10 protein-coding genes are annotated in these 12889 nt (G+C 61.4%); 2 read left to right on the top strand and 8 right to left on the bottom strand.

Annotated elements, in window-relative coordinates:
• Positions 1 to 74: 74 nt before the first annotated feature.
• Genes FHS64_RS01810 through FHS64_RS01795 form a run of 4 tightly spaced genes read right to left on the bottom strand, consistent with a single transcriptional unit; the run spans position 75 to position 6169 of the window.
• On the bottom strand, positions 75 to 2228 hold the full coding sequence (locus FHS64_RS01810) for a capsular polysaccharide export protein, LipB/KpsS family (protein WP_167174796.1): 2154 nt from the start codon (positions 2226 to 2228) through the stop codon (positions 75 to 77).
• A gap of 7 nt (positions 2229 to 2235) precedes the next feature.
• Positions 2236 to 3552, bottom strand: coding sequence for a glycosyltransferase family 4 protein (locus tag FHS64_RS01805; protein WP_167174793.1), 1317 nt, complete (start codon positions 3550 to 3552; stop codon positions 2236 to 2238).
• A gap of 17 nt (positions 3553 to 3569) precedes the next feature.
• Positions 3570 to 4484 (bottom strand): hydroxymethylglutaryl-CoA lyase, encoded by a 915-nt coding sequence (locus tag FHS64_RS01800; RefSeq protein ID WP_167174790.1) that lies wholly within the window; start codon positions 4482 to 4484, stop codon positions 3570 to 3572.
• A complete protein-coding gene (locus FHS64_RS01795; protein ID WP_167174787.1) occupies positions 4484 to 6169 on the bottom strand; it encodes an ArnT family glycosyltransferase in 1686 nt (561 codons plus the stop codon). Before FHS64_RS01795 ends, FHS64_RS01800 begins: the two co-directional genes overlap by 1 nt.
• Before the next feature lie 136 nt (positions 6170 to 6305).
• Between FHS64_RS01795 and FHS64_RS01790 the strand changes: the two genes are divergently transcribed.
• Positions 6306 to 7082, top strand: a complete 777-nt coding sequence (locus FHS64_RS01790) for a glycosyltransferase family 2 protein (protein ID WP_167174784.1) — start codon at positions 6306 to 6308, stop codon at positions 7080 to 7082.
• A 142-nt stretch (positions 7083 to 7224) separates the two neighbouring features.
• Here the strand turns inward: FHS64_RS01790 and FHS64_RS01785 are convergent, their stop codons facing one another.
• The 3 genes from FHS64_RS01785 to trhA form a co-directional block, all read right to left on the bottom strand.
• Positions 7225 to 7590 carry a hypothetical protein gene (locus FHS64_RS01785; RefSeq protein WP_167174781.1) on the bottom strand — a complete coding sequence of 122 codons (366 nt, stop codon included), beginning with the start codon at positions 7588 to 7590 and terminating at the stop codon, positions 7225 to 7227.
• Positions 7591 to 7604: 14 nt separating this feature from the next.
• Positions 7605 to 8192, bottom strand: a complete 588-nt coding sequence (gene phaR / locus FHS64_RS01780) for a polyhydroxyalkanoate synthesis repressor PhaR (protein WP_243862668.1) — start codon at positions 8190 to 8192, stop codon at positions 7605 to 7607.
• 123 nt (positions 8193 to 8315) lie between these two features.
• Positions 8316 to 9050 carry a PAQR family membrane homeostasis protein TrhA gene (gene trhA / locus FHS64_RS01775; RefSeq protein WP_243862667.1) on the bottom strand — a complete coding sequence of 245 codons (735 nt, stop codon included), beginning with the start codon at positions 9048 to 9050 and terminating at the stop codon, positions 8316 to 8318.
• Between the two features lie 175 nt (positions 9051 to 9225).
• On the opposite strand from trhA, the gene FHS64_RS01770 reads away from it, so the two are divergent.
• On the top strand, positions 9226 to 10401 hold the full coding sequence (locus tag FHS64_RS01770; protein ID WP_167174774.1) for an acetyl-CoA C-acetyltransferase: 1176 nt from the start codon (positions 9226 to 9228) through the stop codon (positions 10399 to 10401).
• A 71-nt stretch (positions 10402 to 10472) separates the two neighbouring features.
• Here FHS64_RS01770 and FHS64_RS01765 read toward each other — a convergent pair whose 3' ends face one another.
• Entirely contained in the window at positions 10473 to 12590 is a 2118-nt protein-coding gene (locus tag FHS64_RS01765) for a S8 family peptidase (RefSeq protein ID WP_341771042.1), read from the bottom strand.
• Positions 12591 to 12889: the final 299 nt, after the last annotated feature.

Below are 12889 nucleotides of genomic sequence, written 5' to 3'. Positions count from 1 at the left end.
CCTGTCAAGTTAAATTGGCCGCGCTCGGTGAAGCGAGCGTAAACCAATCCAATATGACTGCATTGCCATATTGGTTATTTTAGATGCTTTATCCAGATACCTAAAAAAATGGGTCTAGGAGACGAAGTGGCAGTCGGTGCCATGGGCCATTTTGTTCTGAACTCGTAGTTGGCCTGCTGTTTAGGAGCCAATCTCGTCCGGAATTTAAAGAAAGGTGTCGATGATACCTTGGTTGCCTGATCCAGCCTATGTTCGATGATTTCCATCTTCAGACGTTTCCAGCGGGGCCACGCCAGCATGCTCTTGGCAAAGTCGTACCAGGACGCAGAAGGCAGTATCCAAGATACCTCCCACTGGCCGCTGGGGAGGGGCAGGTAGGGGCCATATAGAAGGTGGGGGTATGCACCATCCAGGGGGACGTGGCCCGTGCTCGGTGCTGGAACTGTGGCGGGATAGCTGAAGGCCTCAGGCGGTAGGTGCCAGTCGATATAATCGGTAGCGTCGATTGTCGGCACTTGCATGCCTTGCGGTGAGACACACAGGGTTACAAGTCGATAGTCTGTATTCTCGGGATCGTTCTCGACCAATATGTACGGCCCGCGCAGCTCGGCGCAGATATAGGCAATATCATCTGACGAAAAACGCTGGGCACTGGCGGGATCGGCTGAAACATCCAGGCGGCAACCAATCCGGACCGGTGCGCAATATTGCTTCAGGGCATGATCGAGAAAGGCCTGCGGGAAGGCGCACTCTTCTAGCCGAATGCTCAGGGTCGTGAGCCCGTCCTGTTTATTTCCTCGAACGGGATGGGCGGCTAGAACTGATGGCGGGGCGCATGGCCCGCCGTACGGGTGGGCGAAGAGCGCCGTGTCCGGTGTGTGCTCGAAGAGTGTAGAACGCTCGAAGCTGCTTAGCAGGCTCAAGGCCTGATCAAGTTTTGGCGTGTGATGAAGCTGTGCATGTAGGGCACGGGCTACCAGAACCAGATCCTGAACCTTTTGCGAATAATAGGGGGTCAGGCTCTGTTGGCTCGCAGGTGGCTGGGCGATCTGTAGACGGTCGCGCAACTGCTGGTGGTTACCATCGGCGATCAGACTGTGATGCAGAAGGTGCTGCACCACGACAGCGACAGTCTCGGGGGGCGGTGGGTTCAGGTTGACGGAACTGAAGGGATTGTCGCCAGCGCCAAGGCCACAGGTTAGTCCGTATCCGCTATAGATGGGCTGGCCGGTCATGATCACCGGCTTACCCCTCAAGGCGGCTTCCAGACCGGCATTGGAGCTATGGACAAGGACGGCGTCGCTATTTTCTATCGCGGTATGGATGTCGATGTCTGCGACCAGCAGGTCATCGCCGATCGTGCGCGGCAGGGTAATGGCGTCAGGGGCGGCCTTGGGGTGCGGCTTGAACAGGATGCGCCAGTCCAAGGACAGCTTGGCAATCGTAGCGGCGTAAAGCGCTTGCAGAGAGCTATGCTCGCCAAGGCCGACAACGGCATTGGCATCGCTAGGGACCTGACCGGCTACAAACAGAACCGGGCGGCTGTCGCGGGCCTTCCATTCCAGCAGCGCAGCATCGTGTGCGCTATCCTGAAGATATTTGCTTTGTCTGGCCTGTCGCCAGTTATGGATGAAGGCGTGTGTATCAGGGGTAATTTCAGTGGAGACTGGCTGGGTATCGCTGGCGCACAGACCTCTGAAAAAATGCGGGGCCTGTGCATCCACATAAAGGTGGTCGGGGAAAAAACCGCTTTCCCAAAATAGGGCTGGAATGCCTCTGAATGCGGCGACCTCGGTGATGAGGCGCGAAATGATTTCGGCCCCGTGGGCAATGAAAATCACATCGGGACGTTCGCGCTCGAACATCTCGATCAGCCGGACAGCGATGCCACGCAGGTGCTGGTGCCATATGCTTTCCGGAAGCAGCAAGTCGGGTGTCGCCGCCTCGGTGGCAAAGCTGTGTGCCAGAAGCTCCAGCAAATCCAGCGTCAGGCCGTATTGACGCTGGAGGGCAAACTCCGAGACGCGAGGTGCCGAGCCGATATCGGCATCGAGAAGGGTTGTCTCGGTGTGCCATGCGGCCTGACCATCCGGCCAGTAGGGAACCATGGTGACGCATAGCCCTGCCTGCTCGCCGGTGCGGGCAAGTTTTTCAGCATTCCGGGCAGATTCGTCGCCCGGAAGGCGAAAGAGAAGCGCACGTTTGGAGGGGGCAGGGCCAGTGGTCATGGACGGATCAGGTGGCTGCAAAGCCCAGCTTTGCATACATGGCGGCCAGAGCCTGTTGATAGGCCTCGACACTGAAGCGTCCTGACTGGATCAGGCCTCGGGCTTGTAGATCATCACGCAGCGCATCATCCGCATCCAGTGTTCTGATGCCTACCGTCATGGCGCGCACATCATAAGGATCGACCATGATGGCAGCATCGCCCGCAACCTCTGGCAAGGAACCGCCTGTCGAGGTCAATACGGCTGTGCCCAGTGCCATCGATTCAAGCACCGGCAGGCCGAAGCCCTCATAAAGCGAGGGGAACAAGGTGGCCTTGGCACCCCGGATCAGGCTGACCAGCAGGCTGAAGGGCATGTATTCATATTGGCGAATGCGGTCGGCACTGGGACCACCATCGCGCTTAACCTGATTGAGTAGAGCCACTTCGCCCGCTTCCAGCCAGCCATTTCCGCCAATCAGGACCAGTGGCGTCTGTGAGCCGGAAGCCAGATAGGCCTCGACGACGCGCCCCAGATTTTTCTTGGGCTCGATAGCTCCGAAATGCAGGAAGTAGTTTTTCCAACCTAAACCGAAAATGCCTTCCAGTTCGGTTTCGACATCCTCTTGAGGGCGTTCGGTCAGAGACTTTGGCAGATCAACGGCCTGATACGTATTGGTGATGCGTTCCTCGGGCACGTTCAGGATACGGATCAGGTCCTGCTTGGTCGTTTCCGACACGACGGCGATGTGATCGGCACGTTTCACCACTTCCTGACACTGGGCCATGAACACCTCCTTGTCGTCCATGGTCGCATGGGGCAGGCGCAAGGGGATCAGGTCGTGGAAGGTGTAGATGTTCGGGACGCCCTTGGCATAGGTCGGCAAGGGGCAGGTCCAGTGCATCACATCCGGCTTGGTAAAACCGTTCTGTTCGCTAAAGCTGACAGGGCTGGGCTTGCCATATGTCTTGAAACTGCGGTGAGCTAGGTCATACAGCGCGTTTGAAACCCAGAAGCTGTCCGCTGCCGGACGATTGCCGCCGGGCCAGATCACTTCACCGGACGGTTTGACAGGATAGGCGGTTTGGCCGAACCGCGAGGTATAGGTGCGCATCATGCGCTGGGCCCTGGCCTTGCGGTTCAGTTTCGCGGGCGCGCGCGGTGCATCGGTGAGTGCGGTTTCATTGACGATATTGCTCGCACTGGCTTTGAGCGCAGGGCCGTAAAGGGCCTGTGTCTCATAGTTCAGGCTCTTCAGGTTGGACAGCAGGTTGCGTCCATAGGTGGCAATACCAGTGCCCTTGGGCAGGGCGAGGTTGAAGCCGTCGATGCAGATTTTGGTCATGAAGTTTTGTGGGTCTTTTAGGCAGGCCAGTGACCGGCGCGGCTAAGGGCGCTGGGGACGGGGCGGTTCAGGTGCTGGCCGATCCAGCGGGCGGTGTCGATGAGGGCTTCGAGATTGTAGCCGGTTTGGAAGCCGCCGCGGTGGAGGGCGTAGACGAGGTCTTCGGTGGCGAGGTTGCCGGTGGCACCGGGGGCGAACGGGCATCCGCCAATGCCGCCGACCGAGGCGTCCAGAATGTCGATACCGGCTTCGATGCCGGCATAGGCATTGGCAAGGCCGGTATTGCGGGTGTCGTGGAAATGCAGGCGCAGTTTGGCGTCTCTGGCGACCTTGCGGGCGGCCTCGACCTTTTTGGTGACGCTCCACGGATCGGCCACGCCGATGGTGTCGGCCAGAGCGATTTCTTTCAGGCCCAGTTCGGCGACGCGTCCGACCATGTCGGTGACCTGATCGACCGATATCTCGCCATCAAACGGACAGCCCCAGACGCAGGACAGGGTGGCTGACAAGGACGGGACGCCTTCGCCAGAGCCCTCGGCATTGGCGCGACCGGCGACGATCTCGGACAACATCTGGATTTGCTGGTCGGGCGTCAGGCCCTGGTTTTTGACGCCGAAACCTTCGCTGACGGACAAGGAGACATTGACCTCGTCAACAGCGGTGCCAAGGGCACGATCATAGCCCTTGCCATTGAGGACCAGACCGATGCGGCTGCGGCCCGCTTCGTGGGGCAGGGTAGCCATGACCTCTTCGGCACCGGCCATTTGCGGCACATATTTGGGATGCACGAAGCTGACAGCCTCGATGCGGCGGGCGCCTGCGGCCTCTAGGCGGCGTACGAACTCGGCACGGATATTGGGGGCAAGGACGGCTTTTTCGTTTTGCAGGCCGTCACGCGGGCCGACCTCTACGATCTCGATAAAACGGCCCATCAACGCGCCTCGTTACTGTTCTTGGCTTGGCCATGCCCGACGGGGGCATAGACGGTCAGGCGCACATCGTCGCCATTGGAATAGTTGTGTCCGCGTACCTCGCCAACGGAGCGACCCGCGGCACCGAGCTCGGACATGGCGGTGCGGAAGGCCGCATCGTCGCGGGATTCGACGATAGCGGGGCGACCTTCGGCCAAGGCCTTGGCGGCACCGGCGGCATCGGTCAGTTGTGTCTCGCGTCCGGTCAGGAACACAAAGCTGGGTTCATGGAAACCGGTGATGGCGACGGGGCCGGGCAGGCGTCCTTGAGCGGGGTGAATGCCGGCGCTTTCCATGGTCTTGACCAGTTGCGGGGCCACAGACAGGGGGCGTAACTGACGCAGGGTTCCTGCCAGACCGGCATGGGCGATAATACCAAAGACCAGCGCCGCCAGAACGGCCGTGATAGCGGCGCGGTTGACCAGCATGAAGCCACCGATAGCCGCTGCCATCATGGCGCAAACGATGGTGATATTGGCCCATGTCTGGGCGGTCGAGCGACCGAACTCGGTCAGGCCATACAGCACAAGCAGGCTGAGCAGTCCGGCAACCAACAGGCCGAGCGCTGCACCCGTCCAGCGCGAAATGCGCCCGATGGGCTGCGTCAGGGCTGCTGCCATCAACAGGGCCAGCGCCCCGAAGGTGGGCAAGGTGTAGTGGACCAGCTTGGTCGGGGCCAGTTCGAACATAATCCACGCCGGTATCAGCCAGCACAGCGCAAAGCGGATCAGCGGCTCGGAACGACGCTGCCATCCGATCACAAGGGCGGCAGGCAACATCAAGGTGGCAGGGAACAGAAGCAGCGGTGCCAGCAACAGATAGGTGCCAAACGGCGCACCGTGGCTTTCATGCGCACCGACCAGTTTGGGGGCCAGATCGCCGCCGAGCGCCTCACGCCAGAAGCCGCCATCGGTGGCAATGGTGATGGCAATGGCCCACGGCCCGATCATCAGGGCCAGCAGGGGCAGACCCCAGCCCCAGCCCAGCTTGCCCAGCCAGCGGATATTGCGGTCCCACAGGCTGAGGGAGATCATGGTCAGGGCGATGACCATGGGACCAATCGGTCCCTTGATGAGGATCGACAGGCCGATCCCCGCCCAGAATAGAAGCTTGTGCAGACGTTCAGGTGTCTGTCCGGCGCGCGTGGCCAGATAGATGCGGGCCAGTGCGGCCAGAGACAATGTGGTCAGGCCACACAGCATGGCATCGGTCTTGGCGATCCCTGCCTCGGTCGAGAGCAGGAAGGTGGCCCCTAGAATGGCCCCTGCGAGGAAACCGGCGCGGTTGCCGAGTGTGGCGGCCCCCAGCCATGCCACGGCCCATGCGGCCAGCATGGCCCCGAACAGCGAAGGCAGGCGATAGGGCTGGATGGCGCGATCAGCCGGATCGGAAATCGTGCCGACGACTGCGGCCTGCATCCAGTGGATGCCTATGGGCTTTTTCCAGCGAGGGTCGTCCTGAAAGCGGATATCGACATAGTCGCCCGTTTCCAGCATTTGCGACGTGGCCTGTGCAAAGCGGCTTTCGTCGCGATCCAGTGGCGGCAACAGCAGCAGGCCCGGCAAACCGGCGAGCAGGGTCAGCAGGGCCGCCAGCATGGGGCCACGCCATCCGGCGATAAATCGATCCAAGTTCGGACGCATCATAAGGTCATTCGTATCATGCGTTGCCAAAGAGGCGAAAGCTTTTGGCGATCATAGGGCTGTGAAGAATGACGGGGTTTGACGCGGGCGTGAAATCCGGCCCGTATCGTCTGTCACAGGGATGGTTTAAAGCGGAGCCATGAGCGGTATTCTGAAATCTGTTTCTTCGCCCGATAGCTTTGATGCTCCCGCCATTTCGGTGGTCGTGCCGGTGCATGACGAGGCCGGTGCGGCGGTGGCGCTGGCGCGTGATATCGCCACGGCTTTTGCGGGGCGGTCTTATGAAATGGTCTTTGTCGATGATGCCAGCCGCGACGATACGCTGAGCCTGTTGCGCGCCGCGACGAAGGACATGCCGCACTTGCGGGTCTTGTCGCACGGCACCAATGCAGGCCAGAGCCGCGCGGTGCGCACAGGGGTGCTGGCGGCTCGAGGCGACATCATTGTCACGCTGGATGGTGATGGCCAGAATCCACCGCATGATGCGCCGCGACTGGTTGACCTGTTGCAAGCCTCGGAACCGGATGTGGCACTGGTCGGCGGGCGTCGTGCCAAGCGTCAGGACAGCGCGGCCAAACGTAGTGCCTCGGTATGGGCGAACCGTATCCGCAAAAAACTGCTGAAGGACGATGCCGACGATACGGGGTGCGGCCTGAAGGTGTTTCGTCGCGAGGCCTATCTGCGTCTTCCCTATTTTGATCACATGCACCGCTATCTGCCGGCGCTGATGATCCGAGAGGGCTATCGCAACCTTTACTTGGATGTGGATCACCGCCACCGCGAGACGGGCCGCTCGAAATACACCAACTGGGGGCGCTTGAAGGCCTCGGTGTGGGACATGCTGGGTGTGATCTGGTTGCAGTCGCGCCTGCGCTCGCCGGGCAAGGTCACCGAATACGGCGCGCCGGAAGCCTGAACCTAGCTGAAGGCCAGAAAGATCAGGCTGACAACGGTGGTTTCAAACAGGCGGCTGGTGACAGACAGGATCGACAGCATGGGTGGCTCCGTGACGTAGTGTCACGACAGCCCGCAAATGTGATGCCACAAACCTGTGGGGTCTAGATTTCGGTCTTCTTGCGCTGGCCGGTAGGCGGACGACGGTCGTTCTGGCCTGAATATTCGCGGCTCAGATAGGTGCTGCGGGCGGTATCCAGAACCTCGGGCCCGCCGCGCAGGCCGCGCTTCTTGCCGGGTTGACCCAGTATCTGGGCGGCAAAAGCCGCCGGAGGGGGCGGGGATACTGAGGCAGGCTTTGCCGAGCGGGGCGTTTCATCGCGGCTATTGGGGCCCGCAACCAGTGCCTTGGAGTCCGGTGTACGTTTCTGGCGGCGCTCGCCCTGCCGACGCTCGCCATCACGCGGGTCCATCGCATCGGGGATGGAGGCGTGGATGGCGGCATTCACAGGAGGGATCGGCGCGGTCATGGTCCGGTCGCCGTTTAGGAGCCGGACGATTTGGACAGGCGGTCCAGCTGTTCGCGCATGGCGTCCATCTGGCGGCGCATTTCGTTCAGATCGTCGTTCTTGCTTTCGGTCTGGCCTTCGCTGGCAGCGGGGGCAGGCGCATCTGCGGGGGCGGCGGCATTATAGCCAAAGCCGGGGAACATCCGCATGGTCCGCTCGAAGATGGCCATGTTCTGGCGCACGGCTTCTTCCATGATATTGCCGCCGGGCGTCTGGGCAAAAGCCTTGGTGAACTGCTGGCGCAGGTCATCCTGCTGGCGGGTAAAGTGGTCCAGCGACATTTCCAGATAGGATGGCAGAACGGCCTGCATGTTGTCGCCATAATAGCCGATCAACTGGCGCAGGAACTGGACCGGCAACAGGGCCTCGCCACGGTTCTCCTGCTCGAAGATGATCTGGGTCAGGATCTGGCGCGTCAGGTCGTCATTCGACTTGGCGTCATGAACAGTGAACTCGATCCCCTGACGAACCATCTGGGCCAGATCGTCCAGCGTCACATAGCTGCTGGTGGCCGTATTATAGAGACGGCGGTTGGCGTACTTCTTGATGACGACGGTACCCATCGACTTTCCACCCTCTGAAGACGTGTTTGCCACGCTTTTTCTCGCACTGTTTATGCGCGCACCATCCCGCATTGCGAGTGCGAAGGCGAGTCCGGATTTTCAAACCGTGGTGAACAGTCAGGCTTAACTGGCAACAGGGGCCAGTACGACGCCGATCAGGATGGCAGTCCAGTGCATCCCTGCGCCCGCAACCACAAAGCTGTGCCAGATGGCGCGGCGATATTTCAGGGCGCGGTTGATGAAGAAGAGCACACCGACCGTATAGGTCACGCCGCCGGCCACCAGCAGGCCAAGGGCGACAGGCGATATCGTGTCGATCATCGGCTTGATGGCAAACACAATCAGCCAGCCGAACAGCACATAGACGCAGGACCAGAAGATGTCCGACAGGCGCGGCACGAACATCTTGGCAAAGGCCCCGCCCAGACCGATGGTCCAGACCAGCAGGGTAAAGCCGATCGATAGTGCGCCCTCGAAACGCTGGGTCGTGATGGGGGTATAGCTGCCCGCGATCATCAGAAAGATAAAGGCTTCGTCCAGACGACGCAGGACAGGCCGTGCCGCACACGGATGGGTCTGGTTATAGACGGTCGAGGCCGTCAACATGCCGATCAGGCACAGGCTGTACAGCAGGGTGGCGGCTACCGCACCGATACCGGCATAGATGCCCGCCAGAGTGGCCAGAACGCCCGCACCGATCAGGGCCAGAACCAGACCGACCGCATGCACCAGAAGATCGGCCCGCTTGGCCGCAGGGCTGGCATAATGTTCTTCCATGTCCAGCGCGTCGGGCGTGGTCATGATGCGCAACAGGCGGCGGCCCAGATTGAGCTTCTCGGCAGGTGGCATTTCGGTCATCGGGCGGGCTCCCTTTTCGAGGGGGTGGAGGCGGACGCGGTCAGAACACTGGGAAACTATATAGGCGGGAAGATGTCTGGAAGCTGAATCGTTCCCGCCTCTTGCATCAAAGGTTGGCTTGCGCCCTAAATGCTGCATGTGCGAAGAAGCAAAAAATCTTCGGGGAGTGAATATCTTGAAAGACGTTGTCATCGTTTCCGCCGCCCGCACGCCGGTTGGCTCTTTCCTCGGGGCGCTGTCCTCGCTGCCAGCCTCGAAGCTGGGCGAGGTCGTGATCAAGGGGGCGCTGGAGCGTGCCGGTGTTTCGGGCGAGGAAGTGGACGAGGTCATCCTCGGTCAGGTTTTGCAAGCCGGTGCAGGCCAAGGTCCGGCCCGTCAGGCCGCTATCAATGCCGGTGTCCGCAAGGAAGCGGCGGCCTGGTCGCTGAACCAGCTGTGCGGCTCGGGTTTGCGCGCTGTCGCTCTGGGCTATCAGCAGATTGCTGCGGGCGATGCCAATATTGTCGTCGTCGGTGGTCAGGAATCCATGTCGCAGGCTCCGCACCTGCAACAACTGCGTAATGGCCACAAGATGGGCGCTGTGACCTTTGAAGATCACATGCTGCGTGATGGTCTGCTGGATGCCTTCCACGGCTATCACATGGGCCAGACCGCCGAGAACATCGCCAACAAGTGGGAACTGTCGCGCGCCGAGCAGGACCAGTTCGCTGTCGCCAGCCAGAACAAGGCCGAGGCCGCTCAAAAGGCAGGCAAGTTCGCCGATGAAATCGTTCCGGTGACCGTGCCGGGCCGCAAGGGCGATGTGGTTGTCGATCAGGACGAATATATTCGCCACGGCGCAACCATCGAGGCCATGGAAAAACTGCGTCCGGCCTTTGTAAAGGACGGTTCGGTAACGGCGGCTAACGCCTCGGGCATCAATGACGGTGCTGCCGCTCTGGTGCTGATGAGCGCCGAAGAAGCCGCCAAGCGCGGTCTGGAACCGCTGGCCCGCATCGCCTCGTGGGCGACCGCTGGCGTTGATCCGGCCATCATGGGCACCGGCCCCATTCCGGCCTCGACCGCCGCTCTGAAAAAGGCAGGCTGGGAAGTGGCAGACCTCGACCTGATCGAGTCGAACGAAGCCTTTGCCGCCCAGTCGCTATGCGTGGTCAAGGAACTGAACCTCGATCCGGCCAAGGTGAACGTCAATGGTGGTGCCATCGCCATCGGTCACCCTGTCGGGGCTTCGGGTGCGCGTATCCTGACCACACTGCTGTTCGAGATGAAGCGCTCGGGTGCGAAGAAGGGTCTGGCGACCCTGTGCGTCGGCGGCGGCATGGGCGTGGCCCTGTGCGTCGAACGCACTTAACGCTCAAGACTTGATGTCAAAAGAAACGGCCGGTGGTTCATCCACCGGCCGTTTTGTTTTGAGCCCTGTACTTAGAAGGCCCGTCGCCAGTGGGCGAGGAAGGCATAGCCGGGCTTGGCGTCGCGCTGGTGCTGTTCGTTGCGGATGGCGGTGGCCTCGAACTGGAGAGTGGCACCGTCGGACAGGGCGTGGATGCTGCGCATGCTGAAATCGATCTGGCGACCTGACGGGCTGGCCGAGAAGCGGCGCACCGAGAAGGTCACGGGATCGAAATAGTCCAGAGGCGTATCGGCCAGAGTAGCGCTGAAAGTGCCGCTTTCGACGCGCAAGGGCTGGCTGATCTGCCAGCTCAACTGCTGGCAGCCCAGCAGCTCGAACGGACACAGCGCCAGCATTTGCAGACGCCAGTTGCTGCTGATGGCCTTGTCTTCCAGCGACATGAAGCGACCGTCGATTGCGGTGCTGCCGATACCGCCCTCGGCCACAAAGGCCAGACCGTTGGCCATCTGCCAGTTGCCGCCTATGGCCGCAAAGGTGGTGTTGGCCGGAAGGGCCAGATCACTGCTGGTGGGCATATAGGCACCCAGCGGCCCCATGCGCTCGTCCAGTTGGCCAAGGCTGAAGGACAGGCCGCCCGCGCCTTTGCGCCAGTCCAGACCGAAGCGGGCATATTTGGCGGCGTCGCGCTCGACCGATTGCAGGGGCGCACGGCGGTCGCCGCCCCCGCTCTCGGCGGTGACATTGAAATGGCCGAGGGTTTCGTCCTGGAAGTTCAGCGACCCGCGCACGGCGTGATTGGCCTGTGCGAGGGCGGTGAAACCATCGCCCGCGCCGGTGCGGAAGGGCGAGCGCGCCCCGCCTTCGCCCTGCCATGCAGCAAATGAAACGTGCGGCGTGTCGATCGCCACCATGGCTTCGCGGCGGGTTTCGGTGCCCAGCCACGGGGCCGAATACAGGTCATGGCGCGGCAGTAAGGGCTCGGGCTCCAGCATGGGCTGGGCGGCGCTGAGTGACAGGGTACTGCCCGCAGGACCAAGGGCCGTCACGCGGGTCTGTACGGTGGGCGGGGCCAGATCGGGTTGGAAGCTGCGGCGCGGTGCGGCGCGATAGCTGCCGGCCAGATTGACCGTAAACAGGCGTGAATACTGGTCATAGGCGATGGTGCCCAGACTGTCGGTGCGGGAAATGGCATCACCAAAGGCAGCACCGGCATAGGTGCCCGGTGGCACATCCAGACCAATGGCTGTGGCGGATGTTGCGCTCGGCGAAGAGGTCCGGCCAATCGGCTGGAAGGCCCGCTCGATATCCAGCTTGCCGCGACCCCAGACGATATCGGTGCCGGTATCACCGGCATCTGTCGCCGAGGTCAGCAGGATATCGACAATCTCGCGTCCCGAAAGGTTGGGGAAGGCCTGTTTCAACAAGGCCATGGCACCGGCCACGGCAGGCGACGAAAAGGATGTGCCGGAAATCTCCCAGCAACTGGTGTCACCACAGTCGGCAATAATCTTTTCGCCCGGCGCGGAAATATAGGCCGTTTGGTTGACACCGGCGCGGTTGGAAAACGAGGACATGCCGCCCGTTACGCCATGGGAGCCAACAACGATGATGCTACCGGCAAAGCGGGGATCCGTCGCATAGCGGCCCGGCCATGACGGGTTTACCTCGCCCTCATTGCCCGATGAGATGGCAATAATGGCGCCGGCATTGACCGCCCGCAGCAGGGCCTGCTCGAAGGTGAACCCCATCGAGCTTTCACCACCCAGTGACATATTGATGATGCGGGCTCCGTTGGCGACGGCATAATCAAGGGCACGGGCGAGGTCAGAGCTTTTGAAACAGACATCGTCTTCGGGCTTGGTGCATTCGCTGACATCGGCGCGAATGGCCAGAATGGTGGATTCATGGGCCACGCCGATGGTGCCGCGCCCGTTATGCGGAGCGGCGATCACGCTGGCGACACGGGTGCCGTGGCGGTCGGGGCTTTCCAGTGTGTTGCGGCCCATAACGATGTCGGTCGAGGCCGCAGAGACGTTGATGCCAAGGTCGGGATGGTTGGCGGTCATGCCGCTGTCGATGACGGCGACCGAAACCCCTCTACCGGTCGCACCGGTTTGCCATGCCGAAATCGCTTTGGCGTCGGCGATACCCCAGTTGCGCGTGTATTCGCGCGAGTTGACGTCCGGCACTGTCGCCGGAGGGGGCGGCGGTGGAGGAGGAGGGGGCGGCGGCGGTGGTGGAGGCGGAGGGACAGGCGTGGGCGTTGCTGCGCCTCCGCCACCGCCGCCACCACAGGCCGCGAGAGGAACCGCCATCAGCAGAATGGCACTGAATGACAGCACCAAGGATTTGATCCGCATCCGTCCCATCCTGCGCACTCCATGATGAGGAAGTTTTCGACAGCCAGATTAGAACGCAACCGTTAATCAACCGATGCAATCCCAATAATGTTCCGCCATAAAAAAGGGTCGACCCAGAAGGCCGACCC

Origin of the sequence: Brevundimonas terrae, assembly GCF_011761985.1 — a bacterium.
Classification (GTDB): Bacteria; Pseudomonadota; Alphaproteobacteria; order Caulobacterales; family Caulobacteraceae; genus Brevundimonas; species Brevundimonas terrae.
The sequence above is the reverse complement of the archived record's forward strand: the minus strand, read 5'-3'. Positions and strand labels throughout refer to the sequence as shown.